20 protein-coding genes are annotated in these 20,650 nt (G+C 59.2%); 11 read left to right on the top strand and 9 right to left on the bottom strand.

Going from position 1 to position 20,650, the window contains the following annotated elements; genetic code table 11:
* Positions 1-4: 4 nt before the first annotated feature.
* A complete protein-coding gene (locus KK102_RS03550; RefSeq protein ID WP_216356964.1) occupies positions 5-1,912 on the top strand; it encodes a DNA topoisomerase III in 1,908 nt (635 codons plus the stop codon).
* 71 nt (positions 1,913-1,983) lie between these two features.
* On the opposite strand, the gene gdhA is transcribed toward KK102_RS03550, so the two are convergent.
* Positions 1,984-3,327, bottom strand: a complete 1,344-nt coding sequence (gdhA, locus tag KK102_RS03545) for an NADP-specific glutamate dehydrogenase (protein WP_126543757.1) — start codon at positions 3,325-3,327, stop codon at positions 1,984-1,986.
* 228 nt (positions 3,328-3,555) lie between these two features.
* Between gdhA and KK102_RS03540 the strand changes: the two genes are divergently transcribed.
* On the top strand, positions 3,556-3,828 hold the full coding sequence (locus KK102_RS03540) for a YnjH family protein (RefSeq protein WP_089599082.1): 273 nt from the start codon (positions 3,556-3,558) through the stop codon (positions 3,826-3,828).
* Here KK102_RS03540 and KK102_RS03535 read toward each other — a convergent pair.
* Entirely contained in the window at positions 3,788-4,204 is a 417-nt protein-coding gene (locus tag KK102_RS03535) for a pyrimidine (deoxy)nucleoside triphosphate diphosphatase (RefSeq protein ID WP_276516102.1), read from the bottom strand. The genes KK102_RS03540 and KK102_RS03535 overlap by 41 nt on opposite strands.
* A gap of 75 nt (positions 4,205-4,279) precedes the next feature.
* Between KK102_RS03535 and KK102_RS03530 the strand changes: the two genes are divergently transcribed.
* Both KK102_RS03530 and KK102_RS03525 read left to right on the top strand, forming a co-directional pair.
* Positions 4,280-4,849, top strand: a complete 570-nt coding sequence (locus KK102_RS03530; protein ID WP_216356963.1) for a carboxymuconolactone decarboxylase family protein — start codon at positions 4,280-4,282, stop codon at positions 4,847-4,849.
* A complete protein-coding gene (locus tag KK102_RS03525; protein ID WP_216356962.1) occupies positions 4,842-5,459 on the top strand; it encodes a CDP-alcohol phosphatidyltransferase family protein in 618 nt (205 codons plus the stop codon). Before KK102_RS03530 ends, KK102_RS03525 begins: the two co-directional genes overlap by 8 nt.
* Here KK102_RS03525 and KK102_RS03520 read toward each other — a convergent pair.
* The 6 genes from KK102_RS03520 to xthA form a co-directional block, all read right to left on the bottom strand.
* Positions 5,456-6,763, bottom strand: coding sequence for a sulfurtransferase (locus KK102_RS03520; protein ID WP_216356961.1), 1,308 nt, complete (start codon positions 6,761-6,763; stop codon positions 5,456-5,458). The genes KK102_RS03525 and KK102_RS03520 overlap by 4 nt on opposite strands.
* A 73-nt stretch (positions 6,764-6,836) precedes the next feature.
* Positions 6,837-7,457, bottom strand: coding sequence for an ATP-binding cassette domain-containing protein (locus KK102_RS03515; protein ID WP_216356960.1), 621 nt, complete (start codon positions 7,455-7,457; stop codon positions 6,837-6,839).
* On the bottom strand, positions 7,457-8,992 hold the full coding sequence (locus tag KK102_RS03510) for an ABC transporter permease family protein (protein ID WP_216356959.1): 1,536 nt from the start codon (positions 8,990-8,992) through the stop codon (positions 7,457-7,459). Before KK102_RS03510 ends, KK102_RS03515 begins: the two co-directional genes overlap by 1 nt.
* On the bottom strand, positions 8,965-10,125 hold the full coding sequence (locus KK102_RS03505) for an ABC transporter substrate-binding protein (protein WP_185805589.1): 1,161 nt from the start codon (positions 10,123-10,125) through the stop codon (positions 8,965-8,967). The genes KK102_RS03510 and KK102_RS03505 overlap by 28 nt, the downstream gene beginning before the upstream one ends.
* A 15-nt stretch (positions 10,126-10,140) precedes the next feature.
* Positions 10,141-10,824: a TVP38/TMEM64 family protein gene (locus KK102_RS03500; protein WP_216356958.1), complete on the bottom strand. Its 684-nt coding sequence runs from the start codon at positions 10,822-10,824 to the stop codon at positions 10,141-10,143.
* A gap of 6 nt (positions 10,825-10,830) precedes the next feature.
* Positions 10,831-11,637 (bottom strand): exodeoxyribonuclease III, encoded by an 807-nt coding sequence (xthA, locus tag KK102_RS03495; RefSeq protein WP_126543766.1) that lies wholly within the window; start codon positions 11,635-11,637, stop codon positions 10,831-10,833.
* 433 nt (positions 11,638-12,070) lie between these two features.
* Between xthA and astC the strand changes: the two genes are divergently transcribed.
* From astC to ves, 7 genes are all read left to right on the top strand, one after another.
* Positions 12,071-13,291, top strand: a complete 1,221-nt coding sequence (gene astC / locus KK102_RS03490) for a succinylornithine/acetylornithine transaminase (RefSeq protein ID WP_048991592.1) — start codon at positions 12,071-12,073, stop codon at positions 13,289-13,291.
* Entirely contained in the window at positions 13,288-14,322 is a 1,035-nt protein-coding gene (astA, locus tag KK102_RS03485; protein WP_216356957.1) for an arginine N-succinyltransferase, read from the top strand. The genes astC and astA overlap by 4 nt, the downstream gene beginning before the upstream one ends.
* A complete protein-coding gene (gene astD, locus KK102_RS03480) occupies positions 14,319-15,806 on the top strand; it encodes a succinylglutamate-semialdehyde dehydrogenase (protein WP_216356956.1) in 1,488 nt (495 codons plus the stop codon). Before astA ends, astD begins: the two co-directional genes overlap by 4 nt.
* Complete coding sequence (gene astB, locus KK102_RS03475) at positions 15,793-17,118, top strand: N-succinylarginine dihydrolase (RefSeq protein ID WP_216356955.1); 1,326 nt, start codon at positions 15,793-15,795, stop codon at positions 17,116-17,118. The genes astD and astB overlap by 14 nt, the downstream gene beginning before the upstream one ends.
* Positions 17,119-17,127: 9 nt before the next feature.
* The gene (gene astE, locus KK102_RS03470; RefSeq protein WP_126543770.1) at positions 17,128-18,093 is read left to right on the top strand and encodes a succinylglutamate desuccinylase; all 966 of its coding nucleotides are present in this window, start codon (positions 17,128-17,130) and stop codon (positions 18,091-18,093) included.
* Between the two features lie 329 nt (positions 18,094-18,422).
* Complete coding sequence (spy, locus tag KK102_RS03465) at positions 18,423-18,917, top strand: ATP-independent periplasmic protein-refolding chaperone Spy (protein WP_100166970.1); 495 nt, start codon at positions 18,423-18,425, stop codon at positions 18,915-18,917.
* 259 nt (positions 18,918-19,176) lie between these two features.
* On the top strand, positions 19,177-19,734 hold the full coding sequence (gene ves / locus KK102_RS03460) for an environmental stress-induced protein Ves (protein WP_108416801.1): 558 nt from the start codon (positions 19,177-19,179) through the stop codon (positions 19,732-19,734).
* Here ves and cho read toward each other — a convergent pair.
* Positions 19,712-20,590 carry an excinuclease Cho gene (gene cho / locus KK102_RS03455; protein WP_216356954.1) on the bottom strand — a complete coding sequence of 293 codons (879 nt, stop codon included), beginning with the start codon at positions 20,588-20,590 and terminating at the stop codon, positions 19,712-19,714. The genes ves and cho overlap by 23 nt on opposite strands.
* Between the last annotated feature and the right edge of the window lie 60 nt (positions 20,591-20,650).

Here is a 20,650-nt window from a genome sequence, read left to right as displayed (position 1 = left end):
TTCGATGCGGTTGTTTATTGCCGAAAAGCCGAGCCTGGCCCGCGCCATTGCCGACGTGCTGCCCAAGCCGCATCGCAAAGGCGACGGCTTTATCGAATGCGGTAACGGGCAGGTGGTCACCTGGTGTATTGGTCACCTGCTTGAGCAGGCGCAGCCGGACGTCTACGACAGCCGCTACGCCCGCTGGAACCTGAACGATCTGCCCATCGTGCCGGAAAAATGGCGCCTGCAGCCCCGGCCTTCGGTCATCAAACAGCTCAACGTCATCAAGCGCTTCCTGCATGAAGCGGCTGAAATCGTGCACGCGGGTGACCCGGACAGGGAAGGGCAGCTCCTGGTGGATGAAGTGCTGGACTATCTCGAACTGGCGCCGGAAAAGCGCCAGCAGGTGCAGCGCTGTTTGATTAACGACCTGAACCCGCAGGCCGTCGAGCGGGCAATCTCGCGCCTGCGCGCCAACAGCGAGTTTATTCCACTGTGCGTCTCGGCTTTAGCCCGTGCCCGCGCCGACTGGCTGTACGGTATCAACATGACCCGTGCCTACACTATCCTCGGGCGCAACGCGGGCTATCAGGGCGTGCTCTCCGTGGGCCGCGTACAGACGCCGGTGCTGGGGCTGGTCGTGCGTCGTGATGAAGAAATTGAAAACTTCGTCGCCAAAGATTTCTTTGAAGTGAAGGCGCATATCGTCACGCCAAACGACGAGCGCTTTACCGCCGTCTGGCAGCCGAGCGACGCCTGCGAGTCATACCAGGATGAAGAGGGGCGTCTGCTCCATCGTCCGCTGGCCGATCACGTGGTTAACCGTATTACCGGGCAGCCCGCTATCGTCACCAGCTATAACGATAAACGGGAATCAGAACCCGCGCCGCTGCCGTTTTCGCTTTCTTCACTCCAGATTGAGGCGGCCAAAAAGTTTGGCCTGAGCGCGCAGAACGTGCTGGATATCTGCCAGAAGCTCTACGAAACCCACAAGCTCATCACCTATCCGCGTTCGGACAGCCGCTATCTGCCCGAGGAACACTTTGCCGGACGCCACTCGGTGATGAACGCCATCGGCGTGCATGCGCCGGATCTGCTCCCGCAGCCGGCGGTCAACCCGGACACCCATAACCGCTGCTGGGACGACAAAAAGGTGGACGCCCACCACGCGATTATCCCGACGGCCCGCGCCAGCAGCGTCAACCTGACCGACAACGAAGCGAAGGTCTATAACCTGATCGCCCGTCAGTACCTGATGCAGTTCTGCCCGGACGCGGTGTTCCGCAAATGCGTCATTGAGCTTGAGATCGCCAAAGGCAAGTTTGTCGCCAAAGCCCGTTTCCTCGCAGAAGCAGGCTGGCGCACGCTGCTGGGGAACAAAGAGCGTGACGAGGAGAACGACGGCACGCCGCTGCCGGTGGTCGCTAAAGATGATGAACTGCTGTGTGAGAAGGGCGAAGTGGTTGAGCGTCAGACCCAGCCCGCGCGCCATTTCACCGATGCGACGCTGCTGTCGGCGATGACCGGGATCGCCCGCTTTGTTCAGGATAAAGATCTGAAGAAGATCCTGCGCGCCACCGACGGTCTGGGTACGGAAGCAACCCGCGCGGGGATCATCGAGCTGCTCTTTAAGCGCGGTTTTCTTGAGAAAAAGGGGCGCTATATCCATTCGACCGAGCCGGGACGCGCGCTGATTCATTCTCTGCCGGAGCTGGCCGCCAGGCCGGACATGACCGCGCACTGGGAATCGGTGCTGACGCAGATCAGCGAGAAGCAGTGCCGCTATCAGGACTTTATGCAGCCGCTGGTGGGGACGCTTTACCAGCTGATCGATCAGGCGCGCAGCACGCCGGTGAAGCGGTTCAGAGGAATGGTTGCACCCGGCGCGGGTGCGAAGAAACCGTTTAAAAAGAAGAAGAGCGCGGCCTGATACGCCCGGTTTTCTCCCTCTCCCTGTGGGAGAGGGCCGGGGTGAGGGCACCCGGCCGCACGATATAAACCTTAAATCACGCCCTGCCCAATCATCGCATCGGCCACCTTCACGAACCCGGCGATATTCGCCCCGCGCACGTAGTTGGTTTGCGATGCCTCACCGCCGTACTCCACGCAGGCATGGTGAATATCCAGCATGATGTGGTGCAGGCGCGCATCCACTTTCTCCGCCTTCCAGCCGAGACGCGCGGCGTTTTGCGCCATCTCGAGGCCGGAGGTGGCCACGCCGCCCGCGTTAGCGGCCTTGCCCGGCGCAAACAGCACGCCCGCGTCCAGGAACAGGTCCGTGGCGTCGATGGTGGTCGGCATGTTCGCCCCTTCGGCCACCGCTTTTACGCCGTTGCTAATCAACGTACGCGCGGCTTCAACGTCCAGCTCGTTTTGCGTGGCGCACGGTAGGGCGATATCCACCGGCACGCCCCACGGCTGTTTTCCTTCCAGGTAGGTCAGGCCAAACTCCCGGGCATAATCCGCCACGCGACCGTCGCGGCTGGCTTTGATTTCACACAGGCGCGCCAGTTTCTCCGCCGTGAAGCCCGCTTCATCCACCACCGTGCCGCTGGAGTCAGAGGCGGTCACCACGCGAGCGCCAAACTGCATCGCTTTCTCAATCGCGTACTGCGCCACGTTACCGGAGCCGGACACCGCGACGCGCATGCCTTCAAAGCCTAAACCGTGACGCTTGAGCATGGCTTCGGTGAAGTAAACCAGACCATATCCGGTCGCTTCCGGGCGGATCAGGCTCCCGCCAAACGACAGCCCTTTGCCGGTAAAGACGCAGGCGCTGTTGTTGGAGAGCTTTTTCATCATCCCCGCCATAAAGCCCACTTCACGTCCACCGACGCCGATATCACCGGCAGGCACGTCGGTATCGGGGCCGAGGTGACGGTAGAGTTCGGTCATCAGCGCCTGGCAGAAACGCATCACTTCGCCTTCACTTTTGCCTTTCGGATCGAAATCGCTGCCGCCTTTCCCGCCGCCCATCGGGAGCGTGGTGAGGGCGTTTTTAAAGGTCTGCTCGAAGCCGAGGAACTTCAGAATCGAGAGGTTTACGGACGGGTGGAAGCGCATGCCGCCCTTAAACGGGCCAATGGCCGAGTTAAACTGTACGCGCCACGCGCGGTTGACCTGTACCTGATTGCGATCGTCAACCCACGTTACGCGGAACTGGATCACGCGTTCTGGCTCGACAAGGCGTTCAAGCAGAGACATCTGACGGTAGCGTGGGTTTTGTTCAAGGAAGGGCCACAGGGTGGTCATCACTTCACGAACGGCCTGCGCGAACTCGCTTTGGTGCGGGTCGCGCTGCTGAACATGGGCAAGGAAACTTTCCAGAGTGCGTGTCTGATCCATAGATATAAGAGCCTCTTATAGTAATTTATGTATGTTGCTTATGCGATTTGTGTTGTTTTTTTGACTATACCACCCGTACCGCTTTGTGAGGCAAGCAGAAATGTGTGCCGAAAGGGAAATTCATGAGAGAGGGTGGGTCATAACCAAAAGCGATGACGAGATAAATTAAAGGTTCTGCTCAGGTTTACCGTTATAGTCAATATCAGGACACAACAGGAAGACAAGTCGATGAACCGTTACGTGATGACCGCGTTATGTTTGATGTTTACCGCTGGCGCTCAGGCGGACCGCATTCGCCCGGATGTGGAAGTGAACGTGCCGCCAGAGGTATTTAGCTCCAGCGGCCAGCGCGCGCAGCCGTGCAATCAGTGCTGCATCTATCAGGATCAAAACTATTCTGAAGGGGCGGTGGTAAAAGCGGACGGTGTTTTACTGCAGTGCCAGCGTGATGAACGCACCATTAGCACGAATCCGCTGGTCTGGCGTCGCGTAAAAGAATAAAGGCCTCCAGCAGCGGAATATCCGCCGGGGCTAAGTCGTAGGCGAACGCCTCTTCCGGCGTACACCAGGCCAGCGCGCTGTGGTAGTGCGCCGTGAGCTCTCCACTGAAGACGGGAACATGCCAGGCGTGCAGGTTGATTAACCGCTGCGACACTTCGCGCTGGTGGCTTGCCACGTAGCGCGCGGGCTGAGCCACAATGCCCAACTCTTCATGCAGTTCGCGGATCAGCGCCTCGGGCTGGGTTTCACCGGCTTCGACTTTCCCGCCTGCAAATTCCCACTTTCCCGGCTGGTCGGCGTGGGCAGGGCGCTGCGCCAGTAAAATGTTGTCGTCTTTTTCGATGATGGCGGCAACGACATCGAGTGTTTTCAGCATGGTCGTCAATAATTGTTAGCAAAAAAAGACATATTATCGTGCCCTTTCTCAGAGTCCAGCTATCAGGAGAATCAGGTGAAAGAGACCACCGCCTGGGTTGCCCCCATCGAATCCCTTCCCGCCAGCCTTAAGCCGATTGCCGCCATGCAGAAAAAGCATTTTGGCGCGGTGCTGAATCCCACTCGCTGGTGGGGACGCATGCCGCGTCTGTTCTGGCTGGTGGCGCTGTTTGTCGGTTTTCTGGAGCGCCGCAAGGCACGTCTTTCCCCGGTGCTGCGTTCACTGCTGATGACACGCGTGTCGCAGCTGTGTCACTGCGTATTTTGTATTGATGCCAACAGCCTCCGGCTTGCCGAGCGGGCGGGCGCGCTGGATAAAGTTCAGGCAGTGAGCCACTGGCGTGAAAGCGATGTATTCAGCGACGAGGAGTGCGCTGCGCTGGCGTACGCCGAAGCCGTCAGCGCCACGCCGCCTCAGGTGGATGACGTCGTCAAAGCGCGGTTGAAGCAACACTTTACAGACGACGCGATTACCGAAATGACGGCGTTGATTGCGTTTCAAAACCTCTCGGCACGCTTTAATGCCGCGCTCGACATTCCTGCTCAGGGGCTGTGCGCGACCTTTAAAGAGAAACCCCATGCTTGATAAACACCTGCATCCTCGCCTGAAACCTCTCCTTAACAAGCTCGCCGCCGTGCTGGATAAACCCGTTATTACCCCTGATGGCCTGACGTTAGCAGGATTTGCCGTCGGCGTGCTGGCGCTGCCGTTTCTGGCGCTCGGCTGGTATTTTGCTGCGCTGGTCGCCATCGTAATTAACCGCCTGCTGGATGGTCTGGACGGGGCGCTGGCGCGCCGCAGAGGGCTGACCGATGCGGGAGGATTTCTCGATATCGCGCTCGACTTTCTGTTCTACGCCCTGGTGCCGTTTGGCTTTGCGCTCGCTGCTCCCGCAGAGAATGCGCTGGCGGCCGCCTGGCTGCTGTTTGCGTTTATTGGTACCGGCAGCAGTTTTCTGGCGTTTGCGGCGCTGGCGGCGAAGCACGACATCGACAACCCCGGCTATGCGCACAAGTCGTTTTATTACATCGGCGGGTTAACGGAAGGGACGGAGACCATCGCGCTGTTTGTGCTGTGCTGCCTCTTCCCGGCGCACTTTACGCTATTCGCGTGGATATTCGGCGCGCTGTGCTGGCTGACCACCACAACGCGCGTCTGGAGCGGCTACGTGACGCTGAAGTCACTCAACCCTTAGAGAGCGCTTTCTGGCCCGCGCTCACCGGTTGTCACCGGGTTCTGTGGGTGACTGCTCCATTCGTACCAGCCGCCGTCATAGACGGCGACGTTCTTCCAGCCCATCGCGCGGGCGTACATAAAGCTTTCTGACGCCCGCCAGCCGGTGCCGCAGTAAAACGCGACGTGCTGCTCAGGCTGGATGTGCCAGGTCTTCCACATCGCGGCAATGTCGTCGGCGCTGCGCATGGTGCCATCCGGGTTATGGAAATCTTCCATATGGGTCGCGTCGCTGCCCGCGTGACCCCATCGCGCCCCGGCAATATCACCTTTGGGCTTGATGTAGCTGTAGCCGCTGGTTTCGCCGATAAACTCCGGCCACGAACGAATGCTGACCAGCGAGGCATCCTGACGGTGCAGCATGCCGCGCGCCTGCGCCATATCCACCATCAGCTGCGGCTGGCCGGGGATCGGCACACCGAAATCCGGGGCGGGCTTCACGTTAGCGGGCATACCGCGCTCAACCGGCAGGTTGGCCTCTGACCACGCTTTCCAGCCGCCGTCGAGAATGCGAACATCCTTCACGCCCGCATACAGCATAATCTGCGCGACGCGCGCGGCGGCGTAAACGTCGCGGCCATACAAGATGACGGTGGTATCGTGACGGATCCCGTGCTTCGCCAGCATGGCTTTCAGCGCGTCGTCAGAGACCTTATTCCAGAGCGGCTCGCTTTCCACCTCGTTGGTGTCGATGTAGCCCGCGCCGGGGATATGGTTCAGCAGGTAAAATTTCGGTGCGCCCCAGGCGGCTTCAATCACTTTCCAGTCGCCAGCCGGGGCGGCAGCGACCGGTTTGCCTTGCTGCAGCTGGTGGATCCACTGCGGGTAGACGAGTTGTTCAAAGTGCGGCAGGCGCTGTAAACGGTCAGGTGCTTGTAAGGCATCGCTGAGAAGCGACACATGCGCGTATCCGGCCTTCTCCAGGCGGGCTTTAACGGCCTGGTTGTCGGCATCGCGACCGTAAAGGGCAATGGGCGTGGACGGGGTAAGCTGATGCTGTTTTACCCATGCGCCAATCTGCTCGTCGCTCATGGCGCTAAGCCAGGCGGCAGCAAGGTTAAGCGCGGCGGGTTCATGCCCGGAGGGGCTGCTGAGCGTCTGCGGCCAGCCGTTGTAAAACGCGCTCGGGCGAGTGTCAACAGGCGTGCCATGCTGCGCCTGAAGCTGAGACAGCGTCATCGCGTTGGGCATATCAGCCGCCACAGAGGAAAAAGAAGCGAGGCCGCAGAGCAGGGCCAGCGCGGTCAGTTGAGAAACACGTTTCATCGAATAACCTGACGTCAGTAAAAGAGGGGGGCATTGTCGTCTCTCCCGGATCTGAAAACATTGCGTTAGCACATTATTGCCAGCAAGAAATCTCGATCATCTCGCCACCGGGCGGAATGTCTTCCTCATCATGGGTAACCAGCACCGCCGGAATATTACGTTCCCGGATGACGTCAAACACCCACGCCCGAAACGAGGCGCGAAGCGCTTTATCGAGGCGGCTGAAAGGTTCATCCAGCAATAACGCCTGCGGCTCCGCAAGCAGGGCGCGCAGCAGGCTGACCCGGGCGCGTTCTCCGCCGGAAAGCGTCGCAGGGTCGCTGGCAAAATGATTTGCCAGCCCGGCAGAACGTAGCGCTTGCTCAACGCGCTCCCGACGCGCCTCGCCTTTAATGCGGGACGGAAGGGCGAGCATCAGGTTTTGCCCGACGCTGAAGTGGTCAAACAGCAGGGCGTCCTGAAAGAGGATCCCTAAACCGCGCGCTTCCACGGGCAAGGCGTCACAGCGGCGCTCGTCAAGCCACAGTTCCCCCTGCGCTTTAAAATCAGAAGATAACGCCCCCACCATCCAGGAGAAAAGTGTCGATTTCCCGCTGCCGGACGGCCCCATCAGGGTCACTATTTCCCCGCGCGGCACACAAAAATTGACCTGCCGAAAAAGCGGTTCAATGGTGAGATTTTGCACCTTTAACATTAACGTAATCCTCGACGGTAGCGGCCTGCCAGTCTGGATAACAGGGCGGCGATGCCAAAAACGATGCCCGTTACCAGCAGTAGTCCCAGCGCGCGGGTAGCCAGGGTCGGAAGACTTCCCCCGCTGCTGAGCGCCACGGTTTCAGTGGTCAGCGTGGCGAAACGTCCGGCACCCAGCCACAGCGTGGGCATGTATTGCGCCATGCTCACCGAAAACCCGGTGGCAAAAGCCAGTAACGCCGGACGTACCAGCAGCGGACATTTTAGCATCCAGAATATTTTCATCCGTCCCCAGCCAAGCGTTCTGGCGGTAAGGAACAACCTGGGATCCAGCTTTTGCCAGGCAGGTCGCAGCACCAGCAGCGTCCACGGCAGCACCCACAGCAGGTGCCCCCAGAGCACGGCAGCGAACTGCCCGTCGATGCCCAGCGCGAGCGCAACGGCGTATTGACCGGAGACAAGAGGCAGTGCGGGCAACGCGAGCGGCAGCCAGACCCACAGCGCGCCTCGTCGGGGCCCCCATTCGAGCCAGAAAAAACTCAGCCCAAGCGCCAGCACGCCAGAGAGCAGCCCCAGCGTAAGGCTGGTGGTTAACGGGGACAGCGCGGCCTCTTCGGGACGCGCTAAAGCGAGCAGCACGATGGCGCAGAGGATCCCGCATCCCGGTAGCCACCAGGCGAGCGACTTCTCCGGTACCGGCAGGGACGCGCGGCGCCTGACGCCGGAGAGATCTGGCAATGTGCGTCGCCAGACTTGCCAGATGCCGAATCCCACGCCGGCCAGCAGAGCCAGAATCAGGAGTAAGAGAAGGCAAACGAGCGTTCCCTGCGCCTGCTGCTGCGCATCGCCCTGGCTGAGCCACTGCCAGGCCAGCACCGCCAGCGTGGGGGGATTACCTGGCCCCAGAATAATGGCCACGTCCACCACTGACAGCGACCAGGCCAGCACGGCCAGCATCACGGCACCCAGCGCGGGGGCAATGGTCGGCAGGACCAGCCAGCACAGGCGCTGAAGGCGTCCGTAACCCAGGGTACGCAAAACTACGTTCTTCTGCGCCAGCCGCGCTTCAGGCAGCGCGGCATAGAGTGCCCACAGGACAAACGCGCTCTCTTTTACCGCGAGCGTCAGCCCCAGCCCGACGCCATAACGATCGAGCTGCGGTGAGCAAAAAGAGCAGACCCGATAAAACAGACCTCCTTCGGCAAACAGGAGTAACGCGCTGGTCGCGAAAGCGACGTGGGGCACCGCCAGCATCCAGGGCAACTGCGTGCACAAGCGACGCCAGCGTTCTCCGGGCCACAGCAGCGAGATAAACCCCAGGGCAATCACCAGCGAACCCAGTGTCGCAAGCAGCGTCGAGACCAGCGTGGCGGCAAACGCCTGCGGCAGCTGGGGATCCTCTGCCAGCGCCCGCCAGCTATCGAGCGACAGCGCCGGAGCAAACAGCATCGCGACGGCAGGAAGCAGCGGGAGATAAATCACCGCCATTGCCAGCCAAATCGCCGCGCTTAGCGGGTGCCGTAGCGGCGAAGCCATTCCTGCTCCAGCGCGTTAACCCAGGCGGCGTGCGGTTCAGGAAGAACTGCCGGTAGCGCTTCTGGCGTGTGGCTGCGAAGCCGCTTCGCCTCATCGGCGGGTAGCGTTCCCGCGTCCAGCACGCTCGGGTCACCCCACACGGCCGGGTCGGCTTTGCGGATCTGCGCCTGCGGTGAAAGCAGGAAGTTTGCCACCACCTTCGCCCCCGCACTGGCGCTTGCATTCGCCGGAATGGCGACAAAATGGACGTTACCGATCGTGCCGTCCTTAAACCCGAAGCTGTAGCTGTCGTCAGGAAGTTCACCGCTGGCGACCTTTTGCCGGGCATGCGCCGGGTTAAAGGTCATCGACAGAGCCAGGTTGCCGCTGGCGAGCAGGGCATCCATGCGCGCGGGCGAGGGAGGAAAATCTTGCCCTTTACGCCACAGCAGAGGATGCAGCGCGTCGAGGTAGCGCCACAGCGGCGCGGTAACCTGCGGGAAGGTATCATCCGGCGCTTTTTTTAACGCGTCAGGCTGCGCGGTGAGCGTCAGAAGCAGCTGTTCCAGGAACGCCGTGCCGGTAAAGTCAGGCGGGCGCGGATACGTGACGCTGCCCGGATGCTGCTGCGCCCAGGCCAGCAGTGCCTGAGGAGTATCTGGCGGCGCGGGCATGCTTGCTTTGCGGGCGATAAAGGTCAGCTGAGCGCCGCCCCACGGCGATTCTGCTCCCTCGGTTGGGATGGCAAAATCCTCCGTAACCGGTTTACGCGTATCAACGTATCGCCAGTTCGGCAGCTGCTGCGCCCATCCGGTTTGCAGCAAACCCGCCTCTTTTAGGGTGCGGAAATTCTCCCCGTTCACCCAGAGCAAATCGACCGAGCCGTTGCGGTTTCGCCCTGCGGCATGTTCCGTCTGAATGCGTTTTACCGCGTCGGCGGCATCCGCCAGACGAACAATCCTGAGGTCTATCGCATAGTGTGTTTTCATTTCGCCGCTCACCCACTCCAGGTAGCGGTTAACCGCCGGATCGCCGCCCCAGGCGTTAAACCAGACGGTCTGGCCTTTTGCCTGTTGTTGAAGGGAGTGCCAGCTGTCAGCGGCAAAGGCTGGCGTCGCCAGCAGCAGGCCTGTCAGAAACGCGCAAAAACGCACACGGCGCATAGTGCCTCACTTTTTGAACGAAGAGGTGTAACGGGAAAAGAGCCAGCGGGTGGCCAGCGGGAATAACCCCAGTAGTGTAAAGGCGAACAGCATACCCGGCGACAAAATATCGCGCAGCGATGTCACTCTTCCAAGCTCGCGCCCGGCGTTGAGAAAGACAACCGTTGCAGGCAGCATGGCGACCTGACTTACCCACCAGTAGCGACGCACCGTGATGCGGGTCAGCCCCATCAGCAGATTCACCAGGACAAACGGAAACAGCGGCATCAGGCGAAGGGCAAAAAGGTACCCCGCACCGTCACGCGCCATCCCGGCATTGACCGTTTTCATCTGTAGCGTAAAACGCCGTTGCACCCCGTCGCGAAGCAGATAACGGCTGGCGAGCATCGCCAGCGTGGCGCCGAGCGTGGAGGCAAACGACACCAGCAGTACGCCTTCCCACAAGCTGAAAAGTGCGCCACCCAGCAGCGTCAGGATGGCTGCGCCAGGGATCGACAGGGCGCTTACCACGACATAAATAACAAAATAGGTGAGCGCACTTCGCAGGGGGGCCAGTTCGACCTGCGTGAGCAGCGTCTGCTGGTGGATTTTTATCACGTCGAGGGATAGCGTGCCTGGCGGCAGGAGGATGAATGCCAGCGCAAAGGCGCCCAGAAGGGCGCACAGGAAAAGTGTTTTTTGAATGTTCACACAGGGTTACAGCTTGAATTTCGCCCATACCGGCGCGTGGTCAGACGGTTTTTCCATGCTACGAATATCGTAGTCAATACCGGTTTCGATGCAGCGTTCTGCCAGCGGGGAGCTGGCCAGCAGCAGGTCGATGCGCAGGCCACGGTTATCATCAAAGCCTTTTGAGCGATAGTCAAACCACGAGAAGCGATCCTGCGTGTCCGGGTTGGCGGTACGGAAGGTATCTACCAGGCCCCAGTCCAGCAGGCGCTGCATCCACTCGCGCTCTTCCGGCAGGAAAGAGCATTTTCCGGTACGCAGCCAGCGTTTGCGGCTGTCCTCACCGATGCCAATATCCAGGTCGGTCGGGCTGATGTTCACATCGCCCATGATCAGCACCGGATTGTCTTTGTTCAGTTCGGTGGTCAGATAGTCCTGCAGATCCTGATAAAACTTGGCTTTGGCCGGGAATTTGGTCGGATGGTCGCGGCTTTCGCCCTGGGGAAAGTAACCGTTGATCACGGTGATGTTCCCCAGCGGGGAAGGCAGCTCCGCCATGATGATGCGGCGCTGTGCTTCTTCGTCATCGCCGGGAAATCCGCGGCGCACGGAAACTGGCGTCTCTTTGGTCAACAGCGCAACGCCGTAATGGCCTTTCTGCCCATGATAAAAGACGTTGTAACCGAGTTTCGCCACCTCTTCGAGGGGGAACATGTCGTCGTGAACCTTGGTCTCCTGCAGGCCGATCACATCTGGCTGATGTTGCTCAACAATGGCTTCAAGCTGATGAGGACGGGCGCGCAGGCCGTTGATATTAAAAGAGACAAATTTCATAGTCGCTGCCAGTGCAAGGTGAATAGTGCATGGATGGTAGCAGAAATTGTGTCGTCTGTTATCCGCTTCGCCCAATAACTGCGACAGATAATGCCAACGGTGCAATTTTTGCACCATTGTGACGCGCCTTGCCCCCAAACAGCGCGTAAATGGCCAATAAATTTCGCGAGCGATCACAATTCCAGAATTATATTTGGCCTGTGCATACTCTTTCTGATTTTCATGCGGCAAAGCGCCGCTTGTCGTAAAAATATTCACTTTTTATGCAATAACAGTGAATAACTCCATATCGTAACCTATTGATATTCTGTTTCTGTATCCCGTTTATGCATTTTTATCGCTGGCTGGCACGAAGCGTGCAATCTACATTCACAGTGCAAACACTCAATTATTTAACATTCAAATAACCTTTTATTTACCGGATGAGGTCGCTATGTCTCTGTCAATTACGCGTGAAAATTTCGATGAATGGATGATGCCGGTTTACGCTCCGGCGGCTTTTATTCCGGTTCGTGGGGAAGGCTCGCGCCTGTGGGATCAGCAGGGTAAAGAGTATATCGACTTTGCCGGTGGGATTGCGGTGAACGCGCTGGGCCACGCGCACCCGGCACTGCGTCAGGCGCTGAACGACCAGGCGGCGAAGTTCTGGCATACCGGCAACGGCTTTACCAACGAGCCCGCGCTGCGCCTGGCCAAAAAACTGATCGACGCGACGTTCGCCGAAAAAGTCTTTTTCTGCAACTCGGGGGCGGAAGCCAACGAGGCGGCGCTGAAGCTTGCGCGCAAATATGCGCACGATAAATTTGGCACCCACAAGAGCGGCATCGTGGCGTTTAAAAATGCCTTCCACGGACGCACGCTCTTTACCGTCAGCGCGGGCGGTCAGCCGTCCTACTCACAGGATTTCGCACCGCTGCCGCCGGATATTCGCCACGGCATCTATAACGATCTGCAGTCCGCCAGCGAGCTGATTAACGACACCACCTGCGCGGTGATTGTCGAGCCGATGCAGGGCGAAGGCGGCGTGCTTCCGGCGCAAAAAGCCTTCCTGCAGGGGCTGCGCGAGCTGTGCGATCGTCACGATGCGGTCCTGATTTTCGACGAAGTGCAGACCGGCGTGGGCCGCACCGGCGAGCTGTATGCCTATATGCACTACGGCGTGACGCCGGACGTGCTGTCGACCGCCAAAGCGCTGGGCGGCGGCTTCCCGATTGGGGCGATGCTGACCACCGATAAATTCGCCAGCGTAATGACCGTGGGCACCCACGGCACCACCTACGGCGGCAACCCGCTGGCTACCGCCGTTGCCGGACAGGTTCTCGACATCATTAACACCCCTGAGGTGCTGAAAGGCGTTAAGCAGCGTCACGACTGGTTTGTCGAGCGTCTGAATGCCATCAACAGCAAAACGGGGCTGTTTAAAGAAATTCGCGGTCTGGGGCTGTTAATCGGCTGCGAACTCACCGCTGAGTTTGCCGGGAAAGCTAAACTTATTTCACAGGAAGCGGCAAAAGTGGGCGTGATGGTGCTGATTGCCGGTGCCAACGTGGTGCGTTTTGCGCCTGCGCTGATCGTCAGCGAGGAAGAGGTGCAAACCGGTCTGGACCGTTTTGCGCTGGCGTGTGAAAAAGTGAAATCCGGGGTGTCATCATGATGGTCATCCGTCCCGTTGAGCGCGGCGATCTCGCCGGGCTCATGCAGCTTGCCGGTAAGACGGGAGGCGGGCTGACCTCGCTTCCTGCCGATGAAAAAACGCTGTCGGCGCGCATCGAGCGCGCCCTGCAAACCTGGCAGGGGACGTTGCCAAAAAGCGAGCAGGGGTATGTGTTCGTGCTGGAAGACACCGACACGGGGAGCGTGGCCGGGATCTGCGCCATTGAAGTGGCCGTTGGGCTTAACGACCCGTGGTACAACTACCGCGTCGGCACGATGGTTCATGCCTCGAAAGAGCTGAACGTCTATAACGCGCTGCCCACGCTGTTTCTCTGTAATGACCACACCGGTGCCAGCGAGCTCTGCACGCTGTTTCTCGATCCGGCGTGGCGCAAAGAGGGGAACGGCTATCTGCTCTCCAAATCGCGCTTTATGTTTATGGCCGCCTTCCGCGATCGCTTTAACGAAAAAGTGGTTGCGGAGATGCGCGGCGTGATCGACGACACCGGCTACTCGCCGTTCTGGGAGAGCCTGGGCGAGCGCTTCTTCTCGATGGAGTTCAGCCGGGCAGACTATCTCTGCGGCACGGGCCAGAAAGCGTTTATCGCGGAGCTGATGCCGAAACATCCTATCTATACCCATTTTCTCACCCCGGAAGCGCAGGCAGTGATAGGCGAAGTGCATCCGCAGACCGCGCCCGCCCGCGCGGTGCTTGAGAAAGAGGGGTTCCGCTACCGTAACTATGTCGACATCTTCGACGGCGGCCCAACGCTTGAGTGTGACATTGACCGCGTGCGCGCCATTCGTAAAAGCCGTCTGGTGACGGTCTCCGAAGGACAACCCGCGCCGGGCGAATGGCCAGCCTGTTTGGTCTCCAACGAAAACTACAATAATTTCCGCGCCATGCTGGTACGTACTGACCCTAAATGTGAGCGTCTGGTACTGACGGCGGCGCAGCTGGATGCGTTGAAATGTAACGCGGGCGACTCGGTTCGCCTGGTGCGTCTCTGCCCTGAGGAGAAAACAGCATGACTTTATGGATTAACGGTGACTGGGTAACGGGTGAAGGCGACCTGCGGGTAAAAACCAATCCGGTCGGCCAGGCGGTGCTCTGGAAAGGAAATGATGCCAGTGCCGGGCAGGTAGAACAGGCGGGCCAGGCTGCTCGCCGCGCGTTTCCGGCATGGGCAAAACAGCCCTTCGCCGTGCGCCAGGCAATTGTTGAAAAGTTTGCCGGGCTGCTGGAGGCAAACAAGGCCGAGCTGACGCGCATCATCGCGTCAGAAACCAGTAAACCGCGCTGGGAAGCGACAACCGAAGTGACGGCGATGATCAATAAAATCGCCATTTCGGTCAAGGCGTACCACACCCGCACCGGTGAACAGCATACCGAGATGCCGGACGGCGCGGCCACGCTTCGCCACCGTCCACACGGCGTGCTGGCGGTATTTGGCCCGTACAACTTCCCGGGGCATCTGCCGAACGGCCACATTGTGCCCGCGCTGCTGGCGGGCAATACCGTTATTTTCAAACCGAGCGAGCTCACGCCATTAACCGGCGAGGCTGTGGTGAAGCTGTGGGAACAGGCCGGTCTGCCGCCGGGCGTGCTGAACCTGGTGCAGGGCGGGCGCGAAACCGGTCAGGCGCTGAGTGCGCTGAGCGATATCGACGGCCTGCTGTTTACCGGCAGCGCCGGGACGGGCTATCAGCTGCACCGCCAGCTGGCGGGGCAGCCGGAGAAAATTCTGGCGCTGGAGATGGGCGGCAACAACCCGCTGATTGTGGAAGACCCGGATGATATCGACGCCGCGGTGCACCTGACGATTCAGTCCGCCTTCATTACCGCCGGACAGCGCTGCACCTGTGCCCGCCGCCTGCTGGTGAAGCGGGGCGCGCAGGGGGATGCCTTCCTGAAGCGTCTGGTAGAGGTGAGCGCGCGCCTGGTGCCAGCCGCGTGGGATGCCGATCCGCAGCCGTTTATCGGCGGGCTGATTTCCGAACAGGCCGCGCTGAACGTGCTGAAGGCCTGGCAGGACCACGTTGCGCGCGGCGCGAAAACCCTGCTCGAGCCGAAGCAGGTTCAGCCGGGTACCTCGCTGCTGACGCCGGGTATCGTTGAGATGAGCGGCGCGAGCAGCGTGCCGGATGAAGAGGTCTTTGGCCCGCTGCTGTGCGTCTGGCGCTATGACGATTTTGATGCGGCCATTGCGATGGCGAATAACACCCGCTACGGCCTGTCGAGCGGGCTGATTTCACCGCATCGCGAGAAGTTTGAACAACTGCTGCTGGAAGCACGCGCCGGGATTGTGAACTGGAATAAACCGCTGACCGGGGCCGCGAGCACCGCGCCGTTCGGCGGCGTGGGCGCGTCGGGCAACCATCGCGCCAGCGCGTGGTATGCCGCTGATTACTGCGCGTGGCCGATGGCGAGCCTGGAAACCCCGGCGCTGACGCTGCCGGACACGCTGAATCCGGGGCTGGACTTTACCGGAGGGGATCGTCATGAAAGCGCGTGAAGTTAACTTTGACGGGCTGGTGGGGCTGACGCACCACTATGCCGGTCTCTCTTTTGGTAATGAAGCCTCGACGAGGCATCGCTTTCAGGTCTCGAACCCGAAACTGGCGGCGAAGCAGGGGCTGCTAAAAATGAAGGCGCTGGCGGATGCCGGTTTCCCGCAGGCCGTGATCCCGCCGCAGGAGCGTCCGAACGTGGCGGTGCTGCGTCAGCTCGGCTTTAGCGGCACCGATGAGCAGGTGGTCGAAAAAGCGGGGACGCAGACGCCGCACCTGCTCTCGGCGGCAAGCTCGGCCTCTTCGATGTGGGTCGCCAACGCGGCAACCGTCGCGCCGTCAGCCGACACGCTGGATGGCAAAGTTCATCTGACCGTGGCGAACCTGAACAATAAATTCCACCGCGCCACCGAAGCGGAAACCACCGAGCGCGTGCTGCGCGCCATTTTCCAGAATGACGCCCGTTTCGAGGTGCATCAGGCCCTGCCGCAGGTGGCGATGTTTGGCGACGAAGGGGCGGCCAACCACAACCGGCTGGGCGGTGATTATGGCGATCCTGCCGTGCAGCTGTTTATCTACGGGCGGGAAGAGGGCGGTCACAACGCGCCCACGCGCTATCCTGCACGCCAGACGCTGGCGGCGAGCCAGGCGGTTGCCCGGCTGAACCAGGTCAATCCGTCACAGGTGATCTTTGCCCAGCAAAATCCGCAGGTGGTCGACCAGGGCGTATTCCATAATGACGTGATTGCTGTCTCCAACCGTCAAGTGTTGTTCTGCCATGAACAGGCGTTTGCCCATCAGGAAAAGCTGCTCGCCACGCTGCACGAGCGCGTGCGCGGCTTTACGCCCATTCAGGTGCCAACGGAGGCGGTGAGCGTGCAGGACGCGGTTGAAACCTATCTGTTCAATAGCCAGCTGCTGAGCCGCGATGACGGCAGCATGATGCTGGTCCTGCCGCAGGAGTCCCGGGATCATCAGGGCGTGTGGCGCTACCTGACCGAACTGGTGAAGGCCGATAACCCGATTGACGAACTGCGCGTGTTTGATCTGCGCGAAAGCATGGCCAACGGCGGCGGGCCAGCCTGTTTACGTCTGCGCGTGGTCTTGACGAAGGACGAAATGCAGGCGGTAAACCCGGCGGTCATGATGAACGATACGCTCTTTGCGCGGCTGAACGACTGGGTCGATCGCTACTATCGCGACCGGCTAACCCAGGCCGATCTGGTTGACCCGCAGCTTCTGCGTGAAGGGCGCGAGGCGCTGGACGCGTTATCGACAATCCTGCAGCTGGGATCGGTTTATCCGTTCCAGCGCTAAGGGGCTGATATGGAAAATTTACTGGCGCTGACGCTGGCAGACGAAACGCCCGAACAGAGTGAGGGCGATGGCCCCTCATTCCACTGGCGCTGGCTGGGACGGGGCGTACTTGAACTGACGCCGTTTGCGCAGAGCGACGTATCGCTTCTGCTGTCGAGCGGTATTCACGGCAACGAAACTGCACCCGTTGAGATTGTCGACCTGCTGCTTCGCGCGTTGTACCGTGGAGAGATTACGCTCGCGTGTCGCGTGCTGCTGGTGTTTGGCAATCCGCCAGCGCTGGCGCAAAACCAACGTTACCTGGTGAGTGATATCAACCGGATGTTTGGGGGCCGCTGGTCGCAGTTCCCCCAAAGCGATGAAACGGCGCGCGCGCAGTGGCTGGAGAGCGTAGTGACGACGTTTTTTGTCACCGCGGGGGGAACGCGCTGGCACCTCGACCTGCATACGGCTATCCGTGCCTCTTATCATGTGCGTTTTGGTGTCCTGCCGCAGCGCAGTCAGCCCTGGGATGAAACTTTTCTGAGCTGGCTTGGGGATGCGGGGCTGGAAGCCCTGGTCTTCCATCAGTCGCCGGGCGGTACGTTTACTCATTTTACGTGTGAAAACTTCGGCGCGCTGGCCTGCACGCTGGAGCTGGGAAAAGCGCTGCCTTTCGGGGAGAACGATCTGACGCGCTTTGCTCCGACGCACTCTGCGCTTCGGGCGCTGCTCGGCGGCACCGCGCCGGAGCCTGCGCAGGAGCCCGTCGTGCGTTATCGGGTCGTGCAGCAGATTACCCGTCGCAGCGATGCATTCCTTCTCCATATGGCGGCCCACACGCTGAACTTCACGCCGTTCCGTCAAGGGGTACTCCTGGCAGAAGACGGTGACGAGCGATACGAGGTGCAGAAAGCCACAGAGTATGTTTTATTCCCCAATCCGTCCGTGGCATTTGGTCTGCGAGCCGGACTGATGCTGGAAAAATTAGCCTGATCTTTTCCCCTCTTGAAGTGAGAGGGGAAATTATTTTCTTAGCAATGAAAGCGATTATATCTCTTTTGCAGAATATTCCTGGTTAATTGCTTTATTAATAAACTCCACTTCGTTATACTTCTGCATAATCTCTTTAAAATCAGCGTATTGAATATTTATGTTTCACCTCTCCATGTTTTATCCTTAATTCCTTCACATTTGGCGAAAAATTGTTTTTTACACTTTCATTGTTTTACCGTTGCTCTGACTAATTGACGATAAACCCCGTAAAGTTAATATCGTCAACACGGCATAGCGCCGAAGAATAACTGAAAGTAAGGAAATACATTATGCGTAAGTTAACTGCACTGTTTGTTGCCTCTACCTTGGCTCTGGGCGCTACCAGCATGGCGTTCGCCGCAGATACCGCCACCACGACCGCCGCGCCAACTGAAGGCAAAATGATGATGCATCATAAAGGCAAGCCGGGTATGCACCACGAGATGATGATGTTTAAAGACCTGAATCTGACCGACGCGCAGAAACAGCAGGTTCGTGACATCATGAAAAGCCAGCGTGACCAGATGAAACGTCCTCCGCTGGAAGAGCGCCGCGCGATGCATGACATCATTGCCAGCGACAGCTTCGATAAAGCGAAAGCAGAAGCGCAGATCGACAAAATGGCCGAGCAGCATAAAGCGCGCATGCTTGCCCACATGGAAACCCAGAATAAGATCTACAACATTCTGACTCCGGAACAGAAAAAACAGTTTAATGCCAATTTTGAGAAGCGTCTGACAGAACGTCCGGCGCCGGAAGGTAAAATGCCAGCACCAGCCGAATAATCGGCTCACACTCTTAAGACCGCCGGGATCCTGTTCACATAAGCAAAAACGCTGTGGACAGGACCGGCGGTTTTTCTTTCTGCCCCCCTCTTGCCTGCCGCCGCCAGCGCGGTATTCTCCTGTAGTCGCATCAGAGATTTACTAAGGTTTGTCCACTCTGCTGCCGATAATACGTCTGTAGATTTCCAACGATAATAAACAAGACAGCAATGACGGCAATGTCGTTGCCCTGGCGCAGGTTGCGCCCTGAGGAGTGGTGATGGAGTTCTTTGATATCCGTAAGATGCCGGTCAGCCTCTGGCGCAATGGCGCTGGCGAAACACGCGAAATATGTTGTTTTCCTCCCGCGACGCGTGATTTTTACTGGCGCGCCAGCATTGCCTCTATCGCCAGCAATGGCGAATTCTCGTCGTTTCCCGGCGTCGATCGGGTGATCACCCTGCTGGAAGGGGGAGAGGTCACGCTGGATGCCGGTCAGGCATTTTTCCATACGCTGAAACATCACCAACCCTACAGTTTTGCCGGCGATCTGCCGGTGAAAGCGCTGCTGACGGATGGGCAGATGTCGATGGATTTTAATATTATGACCCGGCGGGATTGCTGCCAGGCGAAGGTGCGCGTCGCGGATCGGACCTTCACCACCTATGGCTCCCGCGGTGGCGTGATATTTGTGTTAAGCGGCGCATGGCAGCTCGGCGAAAAATTGCTGACGGCGGATCAGGGAGCCAGCTGGGAGGAGGGTACGCATACCCTCCGGCTGCTGGAATCAACAGGAACGCTGTTGTTCAGTGAAATTACGTGGCTGCCAGGTCATTAAGCGAAATGATCTCGTACTTGCCGGTTAACACGGGTTTGCAGAGTATTTTGTAGCCGTCGTGGTCGAATCCGGCGGGGGTACGCAGCAGGGTTGCGGCGTCTTGCAACGTATCAACGGCGCCCAGCCAAAGCCAGTTGTGGACGATGTGATACTGCGTCATCAATTCACCCACTTCCTTCAGGGCAACGGCGCCCTCCCATGGCCAGCATTTGACGCTGATGGCCGCAAGCCCGGCGAGCAGTCGGGCATTATGTTCCTCAACGCTCTCTTTCCCACAGCAGGCACCCGCGCAGCGTTTCAGCGCCGAGCGGAAACAGGCGCGACCGCGCGTGGTGCCCTCTAACCCTAAAAGGCTGTAGCAAAGCTGTAAATCGTCGGCGAGCGCCTGCAAAGCCTGCAGTGCCGCACGTTTATTGGCGAACAGGCCATAGAGGTTCGGCTCATGGGAAAAATCTACTTCACGGGCGTATACAACCTGCGGTTTGCCGTTGCCGATCTGCAGGGAACAGAGCTGGCGATTGCGGCGAAGCCGCTTATTGAACAGCGGCTGCTGCTCTTTAATCAACCGGGCTTCCAGCAGCAGCGCGCCCATTTCACCCGCCGTCGGACACCAGGTGATGCGTCTCGACTGGCGGAGCATCGCCGCTTCGTCCGGCGTGCGCAGATGGGATAATACCCGGCTGCGAATATTCACGCTTTTACCGATATAGAGCGGTAGGGTGTCGCTTTCGCCGTGAAAGATGTACACGCCCGGCTGTTTAGGCAACGCTTCAAGCCAGGGGCCAAGATGTTCGGGATATTCATAGATAGCCGCCGCTTCAAACTCAAGACGCGGGGCAGATTGACGCCTGCTCACATACTGCTCCATATACTGTTCAGGTATACAGTGTAGCAGGTGTGTTGTGGTTAAAAAAGA

Source organism: Enterobacter quasimori (assembly GCF_018597345.1).
GTDB classification, from domain to species: Bacteria; Pseudomonadota; Gammaproteobacteria; order Enterobacterales; family Enterobacteriaceae; genus Enterobacter; species Enterobacter mori.
The sequence above is the reverse complement of the archived record's forward strand: the minus strand, read 5'-3'. Positions and strand labels throughout refer to the sequence as shown.

What these genes read in the sequence shown, in the direction of transcription:
- KK102_RS03550 (WP_216356964.1), top strand. Translation starts at nt 5, where the DNA reads ATGCGGTTGTTTATTGCCGAAAAGCCGAGCCTGGCCCGCGCCATTGCC.
- gdhA (WP_126543757.1), bottom strand. Translation starts at nt 3,327, where the DNA reads ATGGATCAGACACGCACTCTGGAAAGTTTCCTTGCCCATGTTCAGCAG.
- KK102_RS03540 (WP_089599082.1), top strand. Translation starts at nt 3,556, where the DNA reads ATGAACCGTTACGTGATGACCGCGTTATGTTTGATGTTTACCGCTGGC.
- KK102_RS03535 (WP_276516102.1), bottom strand. Translation starts at nt 4,204, where the DNA reads ATGCTGAAAACACTCGATGTCGTTGCCGCCATCATCGAAAAAGACGAC.
- KK102_RS03525 (WP_216356962.1), top strand. Translation starts at nt 4,842, where the DNA reads ATGCTTGATAAACACCTGCATCCTCGCCTGAAACCTCTCCTTAACAAG.
- KK102_RS03520 (WP_216356961.1), bottom strand. Translation starts at nt 6,763, where the DNA reads ATGAAACGTGTTTCTCAACTGACCGCGCTGGCCCTGCTCTGCGGCCTC.
- KK102_RS03515 (WP_216356960.1), bottom strand. Translation starts at nt 7,457, where the DNA reads ATGTTAAAGGTGCAAAATCTCACCATTGAACCGCTTTTTCGGCAGGTC.
- KK102_RS03510 (WP_216356959.1), bottom strand. Translation starts at nt 8,992, where the DNA reads ATGGCTTCGCCGCTACGGCACCCGCTAAGCGCGGCGATTTGGCTGGCA.
- xthA (WP_126543766.1), bottom strand. Translation starts at nt 11,637, where the DNA reads ATGAAATTTGTCTCTTTTAATATCAACGGCCTGCGCGCCCGTCCTCAT.
- astC (WP_048991592.1), top strand. Translation starts at nt 12,071, where the DNA reads ATGTCTCTGTCAATTACGCGTGAAAATTTCGATGAATGGATGATGCCG.
- astA (WP_216356957.1), top strand. Translation starts at nt 13,288, where the DNA reads ATGATGGTCATCCGTCCCGTTGAGCGCGGCGATCTCGCCGGGCTCATG.
- astD (WP_216356956.1), top strand. Translation starts at nt 14,319, where the DNA reads ATGACTTTATGGATTAACGGTGACTGGGTAACGGGTGAAGGCGACCTG.
- astB (WP_216356955.1), top strand. Translation starts at nt 15,793, where the DNA reads ATGAAAGCGCGTGAAGTTAACTTTGACGGGCTGGTGGGGCTGACGCAC.
- astE (WP_126543770.1), top strand. Translation starts at nt 17,128, where the DNA reads ATGGAAAATTTACTGGCGCTGACGCTGGCAGACGAAACGCCCGAACAG.
- spy (WP_100166970.1), top strand. Translation starts at nt 18,423, where the DNA reads ATGCGTAAGTTAACTGCACTGTTTGTTGCCTCTACCTTGGCTCTGGGC.
- ves (WP_108416801.1), top strand. Translation starts at nt 19,177, where the DNA reads ATGGAGTTCTTTGATATCCGTAAGATGCCGGTCAGCCTCTGGCGCAAT.